The sequence below is a fragment of the Gleimia sp. 6138-11-ORH1 genome, assembly GCF_024814355.1.
GTDB lineage: Bacteria > Actinomycetota > Actinomycetes > Actinomycetales > Actinomycetaceae > Gleimia.
Genome location: NZ_JANUXV010000001.1, coordinates 610,804 through 632,417, shown reverse-complemented (window position 1 = coordinate 632,417; position 21,614 = coordinate 610,804). Strand labels below are relative to the sequence as shown.

Annotated in this window: 18 protein-coding genes; 14 read left to right on the top strand and 4 right to left on the bottom strand. The window is 49.4% G+C overall.

Features of this window, described 5'->3' with window-relative positions; translation table 11 throughout:
* Positions 1–71 precede the first annotated feature (71 nt).
* The 8 genes from NXS08_RS02680 (at position 72) to NXS08_RS02645 (ending at position 9,505) form a co-directional block, all read left to right on the top strand.
* Entirely contained in the window at positions 72–686 is a 615-nt protein-coding gene (locus NXS08_RS02680; protein ID WP_259136942.1) for an L-threonylcarbamoyladenylate synthase, read from the top strand.
* A 56-nt stretch (positions 687–742) separates the two neighbouring features.
* Entirely contained in the window at positions 743–2,083 is a 1,341-nt protein-coding gene (locus NXS08_RS02675; protein WP_259136940.1) for a replication-associated recombination protein A, read from the top strand.
* Between the two features lie 167 nt (positions 2,084–2,250).
* A complete protein-coding gene (gene rpsD / locus NXS08_RS02670; protein WP_259136936.1) occupies positions 2,251–2,871 on the top strand; it encodes a 30S ribosomal protein S4 in 621 nt (206 codons plus the stop codon).
* 166 nt (positions 2,872–3,037) lie between these two features.
* Positions 3,038–5,725 carry an alanine--tRNA ligase gene (gene alaS / locus NXS08_RS02665; protein ID WP_259136933.1) on the top strand — a complete coding sequence of 896 codons (2,688 nt, stop codon included), beginning with the start codon at positions 3,038–3,040 and terminating at the stop codon, positions 5,723–5,725.
* A gap of 19 nt (positions 5,726–5,744) precedes the next feature.
* Positions 5,745–6,206, top strand: coding sequence for a Holliday junction resolvase RuvX (ruvX, locus tag NXS08_RS02660; RefSeq protein ID WP_259136930.1), 462 nt, complete (start codon positions 5,745–5,747; stop codon positions 6,204–6,206).
* Between the two features lie 75 nt (positions 6,207–6,281).
* Entirely contained in the window at positions 6,282–7,910 is a 1,629-nt protein-coding gene (gene mltG / locus NXS08_RS02655; protein ID WP_259136928.1) for an endolytic transglycosylase MltG, read from the top strand.
* A gap of 3 nt (positions 7,911–7,913) precedes the next feature.
* Complete coding sequence (locus NXS08_RS02650; protein WP_259136926.1) at positions 7,914–8,789, top strand: shikimate dehydrogenase; 876 nt, start codon at positions 7,914–7,916, stop codon at positions 8,787–8,789.
* A 2-nt stretch (positions 8,790–8,791) separates the two neighbouring features.
* Entirely contained in the window at positions 8,792–9,505 is a 714-nt protein-coding gene (locus tag NXS08_RS02645; protein ID WP_259136923.1) for a prepilin peptidase, read from the top strand.
* Between the two features lie 23 nt (positions 9,506–9,528).
* Here NXS08_RS02645 and NXS08_RS02640 read toward each other — a convergent pair whose 3' ends face one another.
* From NXS08_RS02640 to NXS08_RS02625, 4 genes are all read right to left on the bottom strand, one after another.
* Positions 9,529–10,350, bottom strand: a complete 822-nt coding sequence (locus tag NXS08_RS02640) for a heme ABC transporter ATP-binding protein (protein ID WP_259136921.1) — start codon at positions 10,348–10,350, stop codon at positions 9,529–9,531.
* 2 nt (positions 10,351–10,352) lie between these two features.
* Positions 10,353–11,408 carry an iron ABC transporter permease gene (locus NXS08_RS02635; protein WP_259136916.1) on the bottom strand — a complete coding sequence of 352 codons (1,056 nt, stop codon included), beginning with the start codon at positions 11,406–11,408 and terminating at the stop codon, positions 10,353–10,355.
* Positions 11,405–12,499: a hemin ABC transporter substrate-binding protein gene (locus NXS08_RS02630; RefSeq protein ID WP_259136914.1), complete on the bottom strand. Its 1,095-nt coding sequence runs from the start codon at positions 12,497–12,499 to the stop codon at positions 11,405–11,407. Before NXS08_RS02630 ends, NXS08_RS02635 begins: the two co-directional genes overlap by 4 nt.
* A 90-nt stretch (positions 12,500–12,589) precedes the next feature.
* Positions 12,590–16,570, bottom strand: a complete 3,981-nt coding sequence (locus NXS08_RS02625) for an HtaA domain-containing protein (RefSeq protein WP_259136911.1) — start codon at positions 16,568–16,570, stop codon at positions 12,590–12,592.
* Positions 16,571–17,010: 440 nt separating this feature from the next.
* Between NXS08_RS02625 and aroC the strand changes: the two genes are divergently transcribed.
* From aroC to nusB, 6 genes are all read left to right on the top strand, one after another.
* A complete protein-coding gene (gene aroC / locus NXS08_RS02620; RefSeq protein WP_259136908.1) occupies positions 17,011–18,243 on the top strand; it encodes a chorismate synthase in 1,233 nt (410 codons plus the stop codon).
* A gap of 1 nt (position 18,244) precedes the next feature.
* The gene (locus NXS08_RS02615; RefSeq protein WP_259136906.1) at positions 18,245–18,781 is read left to right on the top strand and encodes a shikimate kinase; all 537 of its coding nucleotides are present in this window, start codon (positions 18,245–18,247) and stop codon (positions 18,779–18,781) included.
* Positions 18,774–19,832, top strand: coding sequence for a 3-dehydroquinate synthase (gene aroB / locus NXS08_RS02610; protein ID WP_259136904.1), 1,059 nt, complete (start codon positions 18,774–18,776; stop codon positions 19,830–19,832). Before NXS08_RS02615 ends, aroB begins: the two co-directional genes overlap by 8 nt.
* Before the next feature lies 1 nt (position 19,833).
* A complete protein-coding gene (locus NXS08_RS02605; protein WP_259136902.1) occupies positions 19,834–20,352 on the top strand; it encodes a shikimate kinase in 519 nt (172 codons plus the stop codon).
* A 74-nt stretch (positions 20,353–20,426) separates the two neighbouring features.
* On the top strand, positions 20,427–20,990 hold the full coding sequence (gene efp, locus NXS08_RS02600) for an elongation factor P (RefSeq protein ID WP_259136900.1): 564 nt from the start codon (positions 20,427–20,429) through the stop codon (positions 20,988–20,990).
* The gene (gene nusB, locus NXS08_RS02595) at positions 20,990–21,535 is read left to right on the top strand and encodes a transcription antitermination factor NusB (protein WP_259136898.1); all 546 of its coding nucleotides are present in this window, start codon (positions 20,990–20,992) and stop codon (positions 21,533–21,535) included. The genes efp and nusB overlap by 1 nt, the downstream gene beginning before the upstream one ends.
* Positions 21,536–21,614: the final 79 nt, after the last annotated feature.

Below are 21,614 nucleotides of genomic sequence, written 5' to 3'. Positions count from 1 at the left end.
CAAGGACTTTTCTTTTAAAAATAAAAGTTCTTTCTCCAGTTTATAGAGACCGAACAGAGTATCCTTAGAATATGAGCTACTTAGAGATCCACCCTGATAATCCGCAACCTCGCCTGCTGAAACAGGTAGTTGCCGCCCTCGAAAAAGGGGGAGTAATCGCCCTCCCAACTGACTCGGGATACGCCATCTGCACACAAATGGGAAATAAACGCGGAATGGACACCATTCGACAGATTCGTAACCTTGACGAAAAACATAATTTTTCACTCCTGTGCCACGATTTTGGGCAACTGGGCAGCCTAGTCCATGTAGGCAATCGCGCATTTCGAGCGATTAAAGCAGTAACCCCCGGCCCCTACACCTTTATCCTCCAAGGAACCAAAGAAATCCCTCGGATGATGCTAAATAAAAAGAAGCATACAATCGGTATTCGGATTCCAGACCACCGACTCACCCTGGAATTAATTAAGGAACTGGGCCAGCCACTTCTATGCTCAACCCTAATTCTGCCAGGTGAAACCGAAGCACTTTGGGACCCTGAAGAAGTAATGGAAAAAATCGGAGCACAGCTTGACTTAGTGGTTGCCTCCACTACCGGAAACCAAGGTGCCACCACCGTTATTGACTACACGGAAGCCTCCCCCGTAGTCGTCCGAGAAGGGGCAGGAAGTTTAGAACTGTTCTAAACTGTTATTCCTGATCTCTAACCAGCTAGTTCCCAAAAAGAAATCTACACCTATAGATGGATATATTTGATTCTGCAGTAACCACAGCTCAAGGAATTCCTCAGTTTACTGCGCGCGCCCCCCTGGCTGCGCGGATGCGCCCCAAAAATATCGACCAAATAGTGGGGCAGCAGCACCTACTTACCCCCGGATCGCCACTACGCCGGCTCCTAGAACCTGCCGACCCCACTAAAGCCGTTACCTCGGTAATCCTCTGGGGCCCACCCGGAGTCGGCAAAACTACGCTCGCCTACCTAATGGCAGAGTCATCGGGAAGAGAATTCGCCGAAGTTTCAGCAGTTTCTGGGGGAGTAAAAGAAGTTAGAGAAGTAATCGCCCACGCTAAACGGCTACTGGCTACAGAAGGAAAAGAAACCATCCTTTTCATCGACGAAGTACACCGTTTTTCAAAAAGCCAGCAAGACTCGCTTCTCCCAGCAGTTGAAAATAGATGGGTAACTTTAGTTGCTGCCACTACTGAAAATCCCTCATTTTCGGTGATTGGCCCGCTGCTTTCTCGTTCCATTCTTCTGACATTAAATCCGCTAACCGACGCTGAAATAAGCACCCTTTTAGATCGCGCACTCAAGGCAAAAAATGGTTTAGACAACCGCGTTAGCATTACGACCTCGGCAAAAGAACTGATCGTACGGTTAGCAGGGGCAGATGCCCGGCGGTCATTAACCATTCTTGAAGCAGCAGCCCAAACCGCCCTAGATGACGAACGTACGGAAATCAGTGAAGCGGAAGTAGTTAAAGCCGCTGACGTTGCGTTAATCAACTACGGAGAAGACGGACACTACGACGTTACCAGCGCATTTATTAAATCAATGCGCGGATCAGATGTTGATGCAGCCATCCACTATCTAGCGAGAATGTTAGAAGCCGGTGAAGATCCCCGCTATATCGCTCGAAGAATTATGATCTGTGCCAGTGAAGATGTTGGCATGGCTGACCCCACAGTTCTCCCGCTGACAGTTTCTGCTGCCCAAGCAGTCCAGCTAATCGGAATGCCAGAAGCACGGATTATCCTGGCACAAGCAGTAGTAGCAGTTGCTACCGCCCCGAAATCAAATGCGGCTTATCTGGCGATAGACACTGCCATCGCCGATATTAGAGCGGGAAAAAGTGGGCAGGTTCCCCTCCATCTGCGCGACGGACACTATGCGGGGGCAAAAGAACTGGGACATGGGCAAGGATACCTCTACGCGCATGAGGCACCCTATGGGGTAGTTGCCCAAGAATATCTGCCGGAAAGTTTACGAGGCCGGCAATACTATCAGCCAACCACCAACGGCTATGAGGGATCGCTCACGAAACGCCTAGAGAAGATACGTTCTTTACTAAAGATAAGGTAGACTAAAAAAGTTGTCCGCTAGCTATAAAGCTCAGACAACACCTGGGGTCTTATCCACTTCACCTCCGGAACTCTAAAGTGACGGAAGATTTAGGTGGCCCCGTGCGATTTCAGCACGAAATCGTATGTTTTCATAAGTAAAAGAAACAGGAAGAAAAAGGAGCCAACATGGCAAACCGTTCCCGCCGTCAGGTGCGTTTATCTCGCGCCCTGGGGATTGCACTTACCCCTAAAGCAGCACGTTTCATGGAACGTCGCCCCTACGCACCAGGACAGCATGGCCGCGCTCGTCGCCGTCAAGAATCCGACTACGCAGTACGTTTGAAGGAAAAGCAGCGTCTTCGCGCACAGTACGGCATCCGTGAAGCACAGATGCGTCGCGCATTCGAAGAAGCCCTTCGCGCCGAAGGTAAGACTGGCTTCAACCTGGTTGAACTACTGGAAATGCGTTTAGACGCACTGGTATTGCGCGCAGGTTTCGCTCGCACTATCGCACAGGCACGTCAGGTAGTTGTACACCGTCACATCCTGGTAGATGGCCAGATTGTTGACCGTCCATCTTTCCGCGTAAAGCCAGGACAGACCATTCAGGTTAAGCCAAAGTCCCAGACCACTGTTCCATTCGAAATCGCAGCAGCTGGCGTACACCGCGATGTACTAGCCCCAGTTCCTGCGTACCTAGATGTAGAACTCGAACGTCTCCGCGCGACCTTGGTACGTCGCCCCGAACGTCCTGAAGTTCCAGTTATTGCTGACGAACAGCTAATCGTTGAATACTACTCACGCTGAGTCTAGTAATTGAAAGCCCCCTCATGCCCAGCGTGAGGGGGCTTTCACACTAACACATATCGGCTTCAACTTTAGAGTAAACCTGAAGATTCGGTATGATAGTCAAGTTAAAGTACCTTAAAAGAGACGCTCATACGCAGTGTCCCCGGTGAGAAATAGAGAAGCAATGCGCACTTCTGAAATTGCCCAACGTTGGAAGGACTACTTCCGACTAAATGACCACGAGATTCGCCCCTCGGTACCATTAGTTTCCCCAGACCCGTCAATTCTCTTTACCATTGCGGGAATGGTTCCTTTTATTCCCTACATTATTGGTACTGAACCCGCCCCGTGGCCCCGGGCAGCCTCAGTCCAAAAATGTCTACGCACCAACGACATTGAAAATGTAGGGCGGACAACTCGCCACGGCACTTTCTTCCAAATGAATGGCAACTTCTCATTCGGAGATTACTTCAAAGAAGGTGCGATTGACTACGCTTGGGAACTACTCACCGGTAGCCAAGAAACCGGACACTACGGTTTAGACGGAGACCGCCTTTGGGTAACCCTCTGGGAAGAGGACGCGGAATCCTACAATGTGCTGACTAAAAAAATCGGACTCGACCCTAAACATATCGTCCGTTTACCGCGACATGAAAACTTCTGGGATACCGGCCAGCCCGGCCCCGCCGGCCCCTGTGCAGAATGGCACTATGACCGCGGCCCTGCTTACGGCCCCGAAGCCGTCGGCGGAAATGTTGATCCCGGTGGCGACCGCTACCTGGAAGTATGGAACTTGGTATTTGACCAATATCTCCGCGGGGAAGGCACCGGAAAAGACTATCCGCTGCTGGGTGAACTAGACTCAAAAGCAATCGATACTGGTGCTGGCTTAGAACGACTTGCCTTCGTCCTACAAGACAAGCCAAATATGTACGAAATTGACGAAGTTCGCCCGGTAATTACCGCGGCAGAAATGATGTCAGGCCGCACCTATTTGGCTGGGAACGACCCTGAAGATGACGTGCGGATGCGAATTGTTGCAGACCACATTCGCTCTTCTATGATGCTAATTAACGATGGGGTAGTACCAGGTAATGATGGACGCGGTTACGTGCTACGCCGCCTAATTCGCCGCGCAGTTCGTTCCATGCGTTTACTCGGAGTGGATACCGCAACCCTACCAACTTTAATGCCAGTTTCCCGCGACGCAATGAAAGCCTCTTACCCAGAGTTAGAAACCAACTGGGATCGGATTGCTGACATTGCTTATGCTGAAGAAGAAACTTTCCGCCGGACTCTGACTGCAGGAACCACTATTTTAGATACGGCCGTAGCCAAAGCTAAAGCAAGTGGGGAAAGTACAAAACTATCCGGAGAAGAAGCTTTCCAACTTCACGACACCTACGGATTCCCGATTGACCTCACCTTAGAAATGGCGAAAGAACAGGGTGTAGACGTTGATGAGGCTCGTTTCCGTGAACTAATGCTGGAACAAAAGACTCGTGCCCGGCAAGATGCGTTGGCAAAGAAAGCTGGCCACGTTGATTCCCGCATCTACCACGAGTTCCAAACTCAACTCGGTGGCGGCTCCACTTTCTTGGGATACACTGAAACAGAAGTTGAGGCGGTAGTTTCTGGGATTATTTCCGAGGGCGCTGCTGTACCAGTCATTACCGGCCCAGCCGACGTGGAAGTCATCCTTGATAAGACTCCATTCTGGGCAGAAATGGGCGGACAGCTTGCTGACCACGGGACAATCCGTACCAGCGGGGGAGCCATCATCGAAATTGATGACGTTCAAGCTCCCATTAAGGGACTCAGTGTTCACCGCGGACGTTTAGTTGAAGGAACACTGGCCCTGGGTGAAGCAGCGGTTGCGAAAATTGATGTGGAGCGCCGTATCGCAATTGCCCGTGCCCACACCGCTACCCACATGGTACATAAAGGACTCCATGAGTTGATTGGCGAAGGGGCAACCCAAGCTGGTTCGGAAAATTCTCCAAGCCGGTTGCGTTTTGACTTCCGCCACACAGCAGCAGTTCCCACTGATGTGCTTGGTGAATTGGAAGGTCGCGTTAACCAAATGCTGGCTAATAACCTCTCCATTACCGACGCGGTTATGGATATTGACGAAGCAAAAGCACAGGGAGCAATGGCACTTTTCGGTGAAAAGTACGGCAAAGAGGTGCGCGTAGTTAATATCGGTGACGGCTGGTCTGTGGAACTTTGCGCCGGCACTCACGTTCCCACCACCGGTCATATTGGCCGGGTTGCTCTGTTAGGGGAAGCCTCAATCGGTTCCGGAGTTCGCCGGATCGACGCCTTGGTTGGTGACGGAGCCCGCGTATTCCAAGCTAAAGAACACGCGCTGGTCTCTCAACTTACCGGCCTGGTAGGTGGTAAGAGTGAAGAACTCCCCAGCAAGATTGAAACCTTGCTGAAGAAACTAAAAGACGCTGAAAAGCAGATCGCTAAGTTAGGAGAAGCCCAGCTACTAGCTAAAGCCGCTGAGTTCGCCAGCCAAGCTGAACGCCTGGGTAAGGTTGATAGCGTGGTTGTTAGCCTGAGCGAAGCAGCTTCTACCGACGCATTACGCACCCTAGTTATGGATGTTCGAGCTCGCCTGGGTGAAGCCACCCCCGCAGTAGTAGCAGCCATTGGGGTAATCGGAGAACGCCCACAGGTAGTGGTGGCCACTAATGAAGCTGCCCGTAAGCTGGGAGTTAAAGCTGGTGCCCTGGTAAGAACTGCCGCGCAAACCCTAAAGGGAGGCGGCGGTGGTCGCGACGACATTGCCCAAGGTGGCGGTCAAGATCCTACTGCGGTACCTGCCGCAATTGAAGCTGTGAAGCAAGCAATCATTGGTGCTTAAACCACCAGAAGGTGAGAACATGGCTTTTAGAAGTGGTGTGAGAATTGGTATTGATTACGGCAAAAGCCGGATTGGTATTGCCGTAACTGATCCAAGTGGAAAAATTTGTTTCCCTCACACCACTTTTAAATTCTCACCCTACGGCACCCATATTGATGAGATTATTGCTTTAGCAATTGAACGTGAAGCAATTGAAATCGTCGTTGGGATGCCGAAGCATTTAAGTGGCGTTGAAGGAGCCACCGCGCAGTCAGTGAGAGAGTTCGCGCAAGAACTGGCTACTGAGCTTCCCGAACTGCGTGTTTGCCTCATTGATGAGCGTTTAACTACCAATCAAGCTCACGCTGGTTTAGCAACAATGGGGATTGAAAATCGTAAACGTAAAGATAAAATCGATCAACTGGCAGCAGCGATTATTCTTGAAAATGCGTTGCAGACAGAGTTGGTTACCGGAAATCCTCCCGGAGAACAGGTAGAATAGCTGAGACAGTGGCTTAGGCTACCACCTTTTACTCTTCCACATTACGTGCACCAAGTTAAAGACAAGAGGTATTGTATGAGCAGGGAAAATGATCGATACGATGATACGGAAAGTCCCCTTACCGCTCGCAGACCCGCGTCTCGTCACGCTGCAGGTAACTCCCCATTAAACGGTCCAACCGGGACAGGCACGCGAATTCCAAAGCCAGGGGAGACAGAAACCGAATCAGGTGCAACCGGCACCCAGGCAACCGCTGGAAGGCGTCCCCCTTTTCCCCGTAGACGCGACTATCGAACTGGCCAGCCCCCTCAAACTACTCGCAGTGAGACTGGCACTCCAATTCCTCCAATCCGTCACCGCCATGTCGGTGAACAACCCACCGGTACGCCGGTAGCAGAACACAACTTACCGCAGCAAAGAGCTGCAGCTAATGGGCAAACAGGTACCCACCCAAGCCAGCCTTCACATCCACAAGGTAGCGCTGAGTACCCATTTCCCTCGCGACGTACCGCAGAAAGGCGAGAAAGACCAGAACGTCCGGCATCATTAGCTGAAGCATATGGGCGCGCCCCAATTCCAACTCCGGCAGCTGGTTTACCGTCTCGGGCTCAGGAGACTAAAATTCGCAAACAGGTAAAACAGCGGAAACGTTCTCGGGTTAAAACCGGGGTTATTCTCCTTTCGGTAGTTGCTATCCTGGCTGCCTGTTTCTACCTGGCATACAACGCCTTAACTTCAGATAGTCTACAAACTGAAGCTGGAGACTATCCCGGGCCAGGAACTACGGAAGTAGTTGCCGTTATCAACCCTGGCGATAGCGGAACTGTGATTGCGAAAAAACTCGTAGAACTCGACGTGATTAAAACTGAAGCTGCTTTTATCCGCGCGTGGGAAGCAAATCAAGCTGCCCAGTCAGTACAACCTGGTTCATACACACTAAAACAGAAAATGAGCAGCGCCGACGCGGTAGCTGCCCTATTAGATCCAACAAAACGCACTTCTAACGCAGTTTCGATAGCCTCTGGATTCACCATCTGGCAAGTAGCTGAACGGCTTAAAGCCAATGAAAACTTCACCGCAGAAGAAGTAGACGCAGCGATCGCTAACCCCAGTGACCTGGGGCTTCCAGCGGAAGCAAATGGAAAGTTGGAAGGTTGGCTTCAACCCGGTAGCTACGAAGTCCACACCGACGATAAGCCAGCTGATGTACTTCGCGCCATGGTACAAGCTCGGATCGCAGAATTGGATGCGTTAAAAGTACCCGCAGAACAACGCCAAAACGTGCTTATCAAAGCGTCGATTTTAGAGCGTGAAGTAAACGGCCCCACCTACATGGGGAAAGTCGCGCGCGTAATCGAAAACCGTTTAACCAAGCCAGAAGCCGAAACAGTGGGACTTTTGCAAATGGATTCAACCGTGCTTTACGGAGTACACCGCGCCGGAGGAATCCCCACGTCCGAAGAAATTAAAAAAGATACCCCATACAACACGTACATTCACAAAGGCCTCCCTCCGGGACCTATTTCCATGCCATCTAAGGCTGCGATTGAAGCAACCCTTAACCCAGAACCTGGAGACTGGCTATACTTTGTTACCGTAAACCTTGACACCGGGGAAACGAAATTCTCTTCAACCAATAAAGAACACGAAAAGTTCGTAAAAGAACTTTCTTCCTGGTGCGAAGCAAATAAAGGTAAGTGCTGATTCTTGCCCCAGAAAGTTCAATTAATCGGATCGCCGGTGAAACACTCTCTTTCACCGGCGATTCATAATGCCGCCTACCAAGCACTACAACTACCTTACGAGTTCAGTGTTTACGATCTGCCCACAGAACAAATTTCCCGCTACTTTAAAGAAGAAACCCCCGAGGTAAGCGCCCTGGCAGTTACCGCTCCTCACAAGCATCAAATCCTGCCATACCTTGATGCGATAGAACCAATGGCAAGTACACTTTCCGTTGTAAATACAGTAGTTTTTAGTGCCAACATCGCCACCGGTTTTAACACTGATGTCTACGGTATCCGCCAAGCCCTTTTAGAAGCTCCCACTGCCTTAACTAAACTAGCCGAAACTAGCCCTCACCTGGTGATTGTGGGAGCTGGCGCAACCGCTATATCCGCGATGATGGCCGGTGCTGAACTGGGGGTAAAAAAACAGTCAGTAATCGCCCGTAGCTTCCACAAACCGCCCTCGATAATCAAAATTGCTGCCAGCTTAGGAATCGAAATCCAAGCAATCCCACTGAAACAAAATAAGCTGGTGGAAAAAACCCTGCAAACTGCCGAGCTGGTAATCTCAACCATTCCCAGCGCAGAATTTACGCGCCTTGCTCTGCTCTTAGAACAAAGTCTGCTCGAACCCCTCGTTTTAGAAGCAGACTACGCGCAAGTTTCCCCACTGGGAAGAGAAAAGCTAGCTGCAACTGACAGCTATATAAATGGCACGCGTTTACTCTTACACCAAGCCATCCAACAGTTTTCTTTACACACCGGACAAACAGCGCCCGTTGAAATAATGGAAGCAGCCCTACGCAAGGCACTTAAAAAACAGGGGGCAGCTCCATTCCTTTTTGAAAGAACGTAACTATGGGAACTATGCAGTTCAACCTTCAGGTAACCGCCGGAATCTTGGGTTTTATCGCCCTATTTTGGGTGCTAACTAAAGGATATTTACTAATCGGCACCTATTTGGCAAGTTACGCAACTAAGCCACCAGTAAGTACTCAAGCGAGCAGTTGCGACGTCGGGGCCGGACCGGCAAACTGTCAAAGGCTAACTGTCTATGCCGGAACAGTCTTTATCGTAACTTTCATAATTGGACAAAAAGACCCGCTCATTGCTGTTACGGTACCACTTGCTATTATTTTAGCCCTGTCTGCCTACGTGGATTACTACACGCAGAAACTTCCCGATAAACTCACCGCCCTAGCAGCTTTAAGTCTTTTAACGGGAGTTGGCCTCACCCTGATTATCGCGCCCGTACCGTACCCGCTGGGACTGCTTTATTCCGCCGCTTTAGGTGCGTTGGTTTGGGCCCTGCCACTGGCGGTAATCTACTACGGTTTGAAGGGACTGGGGTTGGGGGACTTAAAGCTGGCACCGGTGATTGGCGCCTGGCTGGGGCTTTACGGATTCGAGGTTTCCTACACCGGATTGCTATTGGCTTTCACACTGGGTGGGGTAGTGGCCCTTAGCCTCGTAATCTTAAAGAAACTGAAGCTAAAAGACCGGATTCCCTACGGCCCATTCTTAGTTGTTGGAGCCTACCTGGTGTGGGCAGCGCACGTGAGTTTACTGTAGGACCCAGTGCTCTTATATAAGGCTCAGTACTGCTTTTCACGTTGCTGTGGGAGCACAACTAAACGTCCGTTCGGGAGGGTGAAAGTATCAATCGGCCAGTTATAAACTCGACTGAGACGCTCCGCCGTGAGAACTTCAGCGGGACTGCCGAAAGCTGCTACATTTCCGTTATCTAAAAGCGCAATCTGGTCACAGTAGCTGCCCGCTAACTGCAGGTCGTGCATTACGGCGATAACGGCGTGCCCGGCGTTAGCAAGTTCTTTGCAGATTTCCATAGTGCGTTCTTGGTGGGCAATATCCAATGCTGCTGTGGGCTCGTCAAGGAATACCACGCCGGCTTTTTGGGTGAGAACGCGGGCGAAAGTAACCCGAGCTTTCTCCCCACCAGAAAGACGGGTTACGTCACGATTAACGAAGTGGCTCACATCGGTTTTGCTCATCGACTGGGAGATAATTTCATTATCGAGGGCGGGGTTAGCCTCCCAGCAATGCCTACCCATGGCGACAATATCGTAGACGGAGTAGGAAAACGGAAAATCGGTGCTCTGAGGCATTACTGCACGGGTTTGAGCTAATTCTTTCCGAGTGTAGTCATTCAGGAGCTTTTCTCCGTATTTAATGAAACCATTTGCCGGTGAAAGATCCCCGGCCATTAAGGCAACTAAAGTTGATTTTCCGGTGCCATTAGGACCCAGTAGCCCGACGACTTCTCCGAACTTAACTTTTAGGGTGACATCTTTTAAGATCTCAGTAGTACCGTATGAGAAAGCTAAGTTCTGTGCCGTAACCGCGTAGCCAGCAGATACCGGCTGGGCTGAGTTTTCAGTAGGTTCAAAAGTTTCCAAAATCATCGTCCCATTCGGATTCGGGTGCGCAGTAAGATGAAGAATGTTGGTCCACCGACTAAAGCTGTGAAAATCCCAATTGGGAGATCTGCGAAAGGAATTAGGGTGCGGGCTGCCAAGTCAGATAAGGTCACCAAAAGGGCACCTGCAAGCATCGCTCCTGGCAAAAGGACGCGATTTATTGGACCTAAGGCAAGGCGCATAACGTGGGGAACAATGAGGCCAACGAAGGCGATTACCCCAGCGTAGGAAACAGCTGCCGCAGTTAAAAGGGTGGCCAGTACGATGGCGAATAAACGGAGCCTTTGGACATTCACCCCAACATGGCTAGCTGCTCTTTCACCTAAAGAAAGCGTGTCAAGTTTGCGAGCCAAAATGAAGGTAAGGAAAATTCCTACACTGACTACGACAAGAACAGTCCACACCTGTGGCCAGACGGTGCCATTTAAAGAGCCCATTTGCCAAAAGACGATATGATCGCGGGCAGTGGTGGGCGCAATATAGGTTGCAATTGAGGCGAGGGCGGAAGCTACCGCATTTACCGCAATACCGGTAAGTACCAGCACAATTACGTCTGCTTTCCCCTCTGAGCGGGCTAGCATGTAGACGAAGAAAGCAGCTGCAAGTCCAGAAACAAATGCGGCCAGAGGAACTGAAAAACCAGCCAGAGCGTGAGGAGCAAATACTAAAGCTAAGGCTGCTCCCACTGAGGCACCTGAGGAAACGCCAATGATCCCCGGTTCTGCAAGCGGGTTAGAAAACACCGCTTGCAAAACTGCGCCGGCAACTGCTAAAGCAGCCCCAACTAGAAGACCAAGTACAATCCGTGGGAAACGAATCGTCCAAAGTGTGGAAAAAGCCAGCGGATCATGGGGATACTCGGTTAAACCCAAAGGAGCAAAAGAGGCTTTAAAAACGTCGGTAAAAGAGATGGCGTACTGTCCGAGTAAAGCTGAAGCTAAGGTAGCTGCAATCAGCGCAACGATTACTACAGAGAAAGTTACGGTTACTCGAATACGACGCTTTTTGAAACCAATCGCGGCAAGGTTATCGCTCATTTAGCGTCTTTCACGCCGTAGAGTGCTTTTGCAACGGCCAGTAGAGTCTCACCGGTTTGGGGGCCGAAGGAAAGTGAAAGGCCATCAGGAATAGCAATTACACGTTGAGTTTTCCCAGCACGTGTTTGCGAAACGCCGGGGCGTGCCATTAGACCTTCCAAACCTTCAGTTGATTCTAAACCGCCACTCATGGTGAAAATAACTTCTGGGTTTAAAGCTACCAGAGCTTCAGCATTTGCAGGGGTAACACCGGTTATCCCATTTTCGGTAGCCAGGTCTTTAGCCCCTACTGAGCGGATAAGTGCCGTGGCGCCCTCGTCTGAACCTAGAATGAAGAATACGCCTCCGGTCCCTCTGACATAGAGGAAAGCAGCTTCAATGGGTTGTTCTGGAGCCCACTGTTTGATTTGGGCAATGGCAGCATCAGTTTCTTCTTGTGTGCGGGCTGCCAACGCATCGCCGGCTGCAGGAATTCCCAGTACCGTTGCAACTGTTTTAATCAAAGGAGAGTTATGTTCCAAGCCGCGTTGCGGATCGACTAAAACAACAGGAATCCCGGCTGCTCGAAGCTGATCTAGTGCTTCTGGAGGACCTACCGAACGGTCGGCGATGATGACAGTTGGTTTAAGGGAAAGAATAGCTTCGACGTTTAGGGTGTGTCCGTTTTCAGTCACCACTGGAATATCAGCCAGTTGTGTTTCTGTGGAAGAAACTGTACGTCCGACCAGTTTATCCCCGTGTCCAAGGGCAATCACGGTACGAGAAAGCGTGCCAGTGAGGTCTAAAGCAAGGATACGAGAGGTATCGGTAATAGTAACGGAGTTATTTTCAAAGTCTGTGATAGTAACTGGAAGTTTCGCGGGGAAGTCACCGGAGATTGGTTTAGGGTCAGCGATATCTTCAACTACGGTAAGCCCGGTTAAAGTATGAGGATCGGGAAGGGAGACTTTTTCTTTTTGCGTTTCGGTTGCAGTGGTGTCAGGGGTTTTATCAGCTGCTGCCGAGGGCGCTTCTGGATGAGTAGGAGTGTTACAGGCGGCCAGGGCCACACATAAACCGGCTATTGTAATGAAAAATCTTGACTTCATCATTTCCTCATAACTGTGCGGTGCGGAGCGAGCAATGCTAGCTCCGCACCGCCAGGTGGTTAATGTTTTACATTAATGAGTTTACTTGTCTTTTTACTTTACGCGACGTGGCTTTACAGCTAACGCTGCAACACCGCCGAGTAGGGTAAGTAGGGAGACCAGTAAGAGTGCTTCGAGTTCTGCACCGGTTGCAGGCAATGCCTTACCGAAAGCACCGAACTCAATAAGTTCACCGGTGACTGGGTCACAAGCGGTTGCGGTGGTTATAGAGAGGGAAGATCCAAGTGGTGCAAGGACTTCACCTGCATTATAGAAACCGGCAAATGCTTTTGCGCCAGCTGCAGTTAGAGTAACGCTTGGAGCATTGAGATTCAGGGCTCCACCGTTTACTGCAACACCGCTGAAGGTTAGGTTCGCAAAATGGACGCGACCTAAGTTGAACTTGTTGCCCTTCATATCCGAACCGGCAACGGTTAGATAGAGTGCGCCGGAGTTGCCATTGATTTCAATGGTTGGGTTGGAAATGGTGAGATCCAAGATTCCCTTGTGTCCGGTGAAGCGAACTGACCCAGCGTAGTAAACCGTACCGGTCTTAGTAACGGTGTTGTAAACGCCACCGGTTGCTGCCCAGTTGAAGTTTGCGCCGTCCCAGCTGGTGCCGGAAAGTTGCCAACCACCTGCAGCGATTGAACCGCGCACGTAGTTAGTGAATGAAGCGCGTAGACCCCATGCCAGGTTACCGCCGGTAATCCGCTGCTTAGTTGTATCAACTGTGCACTGCTTTGGAGTTGGCTTTGGTGCTGGCTTAGTACCTGGAACAGCAGGTTGAGCTGGAGCTGGTACTAAAGGTTTATTTGGCTGAGCTACGTCAGGCTTCTTTGGCATCTCAGGCTGGATCTTTACATCTGCTGGACGCAGTACCACAGTTAGCGGATCAAGTTTCTGACCTGCTGGGTAGAAGTCTGAGAATGCCTTAGCACCGGCTGCAGTTAGGGTTACTTCATTGAAAGTAATCTGATTTGCAGAATCTACCTTGCTAATCACAGGTGCACTGAGGTTAGCAATTACGATTCGAGTGGGAACCGGAGCGTTTGGTGCGTTGCGGAATCCACCTGAGAGAACTTTGCCAACATTCGCTTTATCGAATGGTGCGGAGGCAACGGTTGCTACCAGTTCCCAGTTTCCGTTTACCTTTTGCAAGGTTGGGTTGGAAATAGTCAGATCCAGAAGTCCCTTATGCCCGGTGAAATGAACTTTACCGGCAAAATCAATCTTGGAGTAATCCTTAGGATCGATTGTGGTTCCAGGTACCAGTGGGAATACGAATTCGCCGGTTACCCCATCAGATACAGTCCAGTTGCCACCGGCAATTGGGCCTTTAACGTAGCTGCGGAATGACTGCTTTAATCCCCAGTGCAGGTCTGCTACGAAAGCTGGAACATTTGCATCTGGAACGTTTGGATTAGGAGTCTTACCTGGATCTTTTGGATCCTTTGGAGCTGGGTCCTTCGGATCAGGGGTATTTGGATCCTTTGGAGCTGGGTCCTTCGGATCAGGGGTATTTGGATCTGGGGTAGGTAGCTTACCGCCTTCATGTGCTCCGTCTGAAATCGAATCAGTAGCACCTGGTGTGTCGGATGCTTTAACCTTCACTACCAGTCCGTCGAGCTTCTGACCGGTGGGGTAGAACTTAGCGAAAGCTTCAGAACCTGATTCGGTAAGAATCACGTCATTGAAGGCAAGTGAAGTTACATCTGCTTCGGAAGTAACTACCGGTGCGGAAAGGTTAGCAATCGCTGAGCGTACGGTTACAGGATCGCTTAGTTTATTCGCGCGTCCTAGGAACCCGGTGGGAGTTGCCTGAGTTTGGTTAAACGGACGGGAAGTAACAGTTGCAACCAGTTGCCAGCTGTCGTTTACCTTTTCAATGGTTGGTTCTGAGATAGCCAGATCTAATAGCCCGCCGTGCCCCTTAAAGTGAACGGTTCCACCAAAGTCAATTCGTTCTACTGCATTTGGATTTACCTTAAAGCCGGGTTTCAATGGGAAATCGAACTGTCCGGTAGCTCCGTTTGATAGTTCCCAGGTGCCGTGAGCAATAGGGCCCTTAATGTAACGGGTGAAGCTTTCTTTAATACCCCATTGGAGGTTGGCAATGTAGTGCTTTGCAGCAGGAGGTGGAGTTACTTCACCGGGGTTCTTTGGGTTAGAAGAATCGTCAGGTTTAGGAGCAGGTGGGGTGAGAATCTTTTCGATCTCAGTGTCCTGATCGCTATTTTTCTTATTGATGTCTTCAATTGTATTTGGGTTTACCAGTGATTCTTCTTCGCCTGGCGCAGGGAAGCTGTAAACCTTGTTGATTTTATCTCCGCGGAAATCTTCAGCCGATTTGAGATCTTCTAAAGAGGACCAGTCGGTGAACTTATTGAAACGAATCTTAAGCTGAGTGAAGCCGCGGCGCCAGCTTTGGCTTGCCCATTTGCCCAGCGGAGATGGATCGGTGATGAAGTTGTATTCCAGATTTAGCTTCTCCAGCGCACGCTTATGTGCCAGTGCACCAATTTCGGTAATCAAGTTATGGGAAAGATCGAGATTACGCACGTAAGGCAGGTCATTAATGGCGGAGAGGTCGGAAATCCGGTTGTGGGATAAGTCCAGGGTCTGCAGCTTATCGTTGTTGTCATCAAGCAGGGTAACTGCAAGTTGAGAAATATCGGTAATCCGGTTGTGAGAGAGATTTACCGAGCTTAGGTAACCAAGCTTCTTAACTACACTTACGTCAGTTAGGTAGTTTTCACTGGCGTTCAGATTCTGGATTCGGGTGGAATTTTCTAATCCGCTAAGAGAAGTTAAGCGGTTCTTATCTACGTCAATATCAACGAGCTTGGTGGAGTTCTTAAGCGGAGCCAAAGAAGTGAGCTTGTTTGCGTAGAAGCTAACTGAAGTTAGGTTGATAGCTGATTCCAGACCATCGAGTTTTTCAATGTTGAGGCCAGGGCACTTAAGTGCCTGCATTCCTTCAAGCACCTTATTGGTGATTGGAATTCCAGCTGCCACGTCATACTGACTGCGGATACATTTTTCCAGCTGAGGATCGGGGATATTCACGTTCCGCAGTGGCTCGTCAGAATAAACTGGGCCGTTTATTGGGTTCTTGAACTGATCTGGGAAAAGCTCCCACAAAACTGGCTGTGGGGTGACTTTTTCTTCGTTATTTGCGGTATTAACGGTAATTACCAGTGGTGCCGCCAGCTCATCTTTGTAAAGACCTACCAGGTCAATAATCTTGGAGGTAAAGACTGGCTTGAGGGAGGAAATTACCACGTAACCGTCGTGCTTTTGTACCTGAAGGTCGGGCAGCGTTGCGATGGCTTGCTGCTTGAACTCAACCTTGCCGGCGCGGGCCATAGTTCCAGCGGTGTAGCCGTCAACTAAAAGAACGCGGTTTTCTAAGTCCAAAGTCAGGTTGGAAATCTGTACATCCAAGAGACCGTCGTATTTGAGCCAACCGATTTTACCAGCGAATTCAAGTTTGCCGGTGGTGCCGGTTGCGTCGAAGGTTTGGCCGGGTTTTGGTAACCAGAGGAGGTGGTTTCCTTTTTCGAGTTTGCCTAGGCCCTCAGAGAAGGTTTCGTTTTCAAAACCAACATATTCACGGAAGGAACGGCGGAAGTCCCAGTTAGCGTAGGCTTCAACGACGCGGTTGTCAGCGGCCTTTGGTGCCTCAGCTGCGGGTTTTGCCGGAGCAGTTTCAGTAGCGGTTGAACCGGTTGCTGGTTCGGTAGTTGCTGATTCTACTTTGAGATTAGCTGGTGCAGGAGCTTCGGTAACCTGCTTATCTGCCTTTGGTTCGGAAGATTCGGTTGTTGCTTCTGCATTGGGATTAGTTGTGGGAAGGGAGTCTTTGCTAGCTTCTTCCGATTCAGGTGCGACAGGGTTGGTTGCAACCGTGTCAGTTGAGGCGGAAGGAGGCATTTCTACGGTTTCTGCTGCGAAGCCAGGTAAAGTGCTACCGGCGACGAGGGCGGTAGCCATCAGGCTGGCAATCACCGTGCGTTTCACAGTGGGGCGCATACTTATGTCTCCTGAATGTACGTTCTTTTATATAGATATCGATAACTCGACATGAATAGGTTAGTAAGGTAAGCCTTATTTGGCAATTTTGGAAACGGGGTAATTTCTTGAAGCTGCGGGCTTTAGTGTTGAGCCAGTGGTAAATGTTAAGGAAAATGTTTTGTTACTTAATTGCTTTTAGGGGAGTGCTGTAATGTGAAAATTCCTTAATCTGTTGGATCGGTTGGTTTTAGCTTGAACAGATACGCAGAGTTGGTGACGGACTGTCAGCATATTTGTGACATTAAAATCATTTGTTCTTATAAATGGGGCAGAGGTGATCGTAAATGATTTTTACCCCTTTAAATGACTGAGTGTCAGCAAGTCTTGGTGGGAGAGAAAAGCAACGCACCGAAAACAGAAGAAAGAAAAAAAGAAACAAAATATGCGAAAATTTAAATATGATCAGATGGCTAACCGCAGGTGAATCACACGGCCCCGTACTCACTGGAATAATCGAAGGCATCCCCGCCGGAATAGTTCTTTGCACAGAAGATATTGAAGCAGAACTCGCCCGCAGACGAAGCGGATACGGGCGAGGAGCACGCCAAAAGATTGAAACAGACAAAGTAACCATCACTGCAGGAGTGCGACACGGCATCACCACCGGAGCACCTATCTCCATTCAAATAGCTAACGCAGAATGGGAAAAATGGCAGACAGTTATGTCAGCAGATCCCGTTCCCTTAGAGAGCCTAAAAAAACACGCAGGAACCTCTGACGAAAGAGAATTAGCCCGTAACCAAGCACTTACCCGTCCCAGACCCGGACATGCTGACTTAGCCGGAGCACTAAAATACGATCACTACGACATACGCAACGTATTAGAACGTGCTTCCGCCAGAGAAACCGCCATGCGGGTAGCCCTGGGAACTGTAGCAAAAGCCTTCTTGAAACAAGGCGCACAGATTGAAATCGTCTCCCATGTAACGGCAATCGGAACCGAAAAAACCAAAGCTAAACTTCCCTCTGTGGAACAAATGCCCGAAGTTGATAAAAGCCCCTTACGAACCACCTGCGCTGAAACTAGCCGGCGTTTTCAAACCCTCATCGACGAAGCAAAACAGCAACAAAATACGATTGGTGGCAAAGTAGAAGTAGCCGCCCTCAACGTTCCTATCGGACTGGGAACCCACACCCAGTGGGACCAGCGCTTAGACGCACAAATCGGCGCAGCCATGCTATCAATCCAATCGGCAAAAAGCGTAGAAATTGGCAGCGGACAGACCACTGCAACCGGCAAGGAAGCACACGACCCCTTCACCCAGAGACGGACGCAAACCAACGAACTAAAAATTGGTAGACAAAGCAACCACGCCGGTGGTCTTGAAGGCGGAATCAGTAACGGAGAAACAATCTCAGTAGAAATAGGTTTCAAACCCATCTCCACCGTTCCAGAAGCCTTAACTAGCTTCGACTTCCAAACGAAACAGCTTACGAAAGCTATTCATCAGCGCTCCGATACTTGCGCAGTCGTACCCGCAGCCGTAATCTCGGAAGCAATGCTTGCATTAGTGATAGCTAAAGCCCTGACAGAGATGTTCGGAAGCTCCACCCTTAAAGACTTACAAACCAATCTTAACCACTATCAAGAACGTCTCAATAAACGTTTAACAGTTGGAAATGAGGAATGAAATGTCCACCCCAGTAATCTACATCGTGGGAATGCCAGGAAGCGGTAAAACTACCCTTGCCCAAAAGGCAGCCGCAGATTTAGGCTGGACACAAATCGACCTCGATAACCTAATCGAAGAACAGACCCAAACCACGATCGCTAAACTCTTCGCCGAATCTGAAATACGCTTTAGAGACGCAGAAGAAACCGCGCTGCGAAATATGCAGGTAACTTCACCAACTTTCATCTCCTGCGGAGGGGGCGTTGTAGAAAGAGCCGCCAACCGAGAATTCTTAATGAATCAGCAAGTAATCTACCTAGATTGTCCCTTAGAAGTACTTTGGAATCGCGTCAAACACGACAACAATCGCCCCCTGCTTAGTGCAGCAGACCTAGAAAAAAGAAAACTAAACCTAATAGAACTCTACGTGCGCAGACAAGAATGGTTTAAACAAGTCGCCACACTGACAATCCCCGTTGGCGATGCCACCTTAGAAGAAGACACGCTGGTATTAGAAGAAGCCGTGAATGAACTCTTGAAAGCAAAAAATGCTTGAAATAAGTATTCCCGTAAAAGCAGAACGAGACTATCAAGTTCTAATCGCGGAACAAGGAATACAAAACCTGCTTCCGCAACTTATAAACGAACTCGCGTGTAAAAAAACGCTAATCGTCTCAGTTAAAGCATTAAAAAACTACCAGCAGATAGTGGAAAAACAGCTTAAAGAGCTTAATATTTCAACTGAAACTATCTGGATACCGGATGGGGAAGCTGGGAAAACACTAACTGTTCTTGAAACAGCCTGGGATCGAGCCGGGCAAATTAAACTGGAACGCAATGATCTAATCATTACCCTCGGCGGCGGAGCAGTCACCGATCTGGGTGGCTTCATCGCAGCTACCTGGCTTAGAGGAATAAAACTCCTTCATATCCCCACCTCACTTTTAGCAATGGTAGATGCAGCAATTGGTGGGAAAACAGCGATTAACACAAGCGCAGGGAAAAACCTGGTAGGTTCCTTTTACTCACCCCACGCAGTTCTAATCGACCCAAGTCTGTTAAAAACCCTACCAACTGAAGAATTCACAGCCGGATTAGCTGAAATAATCAAATGCGGATTCATCGCCGATCCGAAAATAACTGAGCTAATGCAAAAACCGATTAGGGTAACTTCCGCAGCACTACCAGAACTGATAAAAAGAGCCATAAAAGTTAAAGCAAAGATCGTCAGCCAAGACTTCCACGAAGCTGGGATAAGAGAAGTTCTTAACTATGGGCATACCTTAGGGCACGCCCTCGAGAAAATTTCTAACTACCAACTTAAACACGGGGAAGCAGTGGCAATCGGAATAATATTCGCCGCTAAACTAGCAGAAGAACTCAAAATCGCCGACCAACAATGGGTGCAACTACAGCAGAAAATTATCGAAACCCAAGGTCTGCCTACCAGCTGGAGAGAATATTCCCCAGCGGAACTGCTCGCGCAAATGCAGACCGATAAGAAAATTCGTGATGGGAAGTTAAGATTCGTGCTTTGCTCACCGCAACGAACTATTGTTCGCAGTGTTGAAACAGCGCAAATAAAAGCTACCTTGGAAAGAAAATAATATGGAAAATAAACCAAATCTGGTTATTATCGGGGTTAGTGGGGCTGGGAAAACAGAAGTTGCTCAAGCAGTTGCCACGCAACTGGGACTTCCACTCCACGAATCTGCCCACTACACGGCTAAACTATCAGGACAAAGTCCAGAACTATTAGCAGTCAGAGAAACTACCCAAACGCAAGAACACCAGTTGCAAGCAGGAGCCCTGGCTGCCCTAAAACAAACTGGAATAGTCGTCCTCTCACCAGATGCAGCGATACAACCAAAAGTCCAAGAAAAACTAAAGGAACTTAAACACCAAGGCGTGAAAATACTTGAACTCTACGCAGATTTCAATACTTTAGCCCAGCGCACCGGCCTAAACGCGCCCCGCTCGATTAGTTTAGGCCCCACGCGACGCACCTTCCGGCTCCTCGTAGAAGCCTATCGGCAAACCTACGCGGAACTAGCAGATGAGAAAATCGACACATCTTTAACAAAACCGCACCTGGTTGCCCCGCGTGTAGTCGCATTATTAAGCTAAAACAAGGTATTCTATGACCGATGATAAAATCTCCATAGCAGCCTATGGGGTAAACGAGTTATGAGGTAAACCGAATGGCAACAACTAACGATCTTAAGAACGGTATGGTCCTGAAAATCGACAACCAACTGTGGTCAGTAATCGAATTTCAACACGTGAAACCAGGTAAAGGCCCAGCTTTCGTCCGCACCAAGCTAAAGAACGTACTCTCTGGAAAAATCAAAGACCAGACCTTCAACGCCGGACTAAAAGTAGAAACCGCCACCGTAGACCGTCGCGACATGACCTACCTCTACCAAGACGGTGCTGACTACGTATTCATGGACGTATCCACCTACGATCAGATCCTAGTTTCCGCACAAACCGTAGGCGACGCAAAGAACTACATGGTGGAAAACCAGAACGTTATCGTCTCCCTCCACGAAGGTGAAGTTCTCTTCATTGAACTCCCCGCCACCGTAGTCTTGGAAATCACCTACACTGAACCAGGTTTACAAGGAGACCGCTCCAACGCCGGCACCAAGCCAGCCACTTTAGAAACCGGAGCTGACATTCAGGTGCCACTGTTTATCGAACAGGGAACCCGTATCAAGGTGGACACCCGCACCGGCGAATACGCAGGACGAGTAAACGACTAATGAGCAACCGCGGATTTTCATCTCGGACCCGAGCAAGAAAACGTGCCATCGACACGATTTTCGAAGCCGATCAACGAGGACGTGCAGATACGCCGGCAGGCATTGACAAAATGCTCACCGAACGTAAAGAAATCACGGCAGCACAAACTCCACTTCCCGAATACTCGATTGAAATTGTCGAGGGCGTGCGCGACCACCTTAACGAGATTGACTCGCTTCTAGAAACACACACCACGGGACGGAGCTTCTTTAGACTCCCCGCAGTGGACCGAGCTATCTTAAGAGTCGCCACCTGGGAAATTATTTGGAACGAAACAGTTCCCGATATTACCGCGATTGATGAAGCTGTCCGAATCACGCGGAAAATCTCTACAGATGATTCACCTGCTTTAGTCAATGCCATATTAGACGCAGTACGACGCGATTCCAGTAACGTACATGAAGCTGATGCGGCCATTGAAGCAGCTTTCGCAATTGATGAAGACCCTGAGGAATTCATCGACCTGGATGAAGTACTTTCTGAGTACGAAAGCCCAGACAATTAATCCTAATGCCCGAAGTATTCAATTACTTCGGGCATTAAAATAACCTAATAAAATCCTTTAAGTCCGTCCAGAGAGGCGG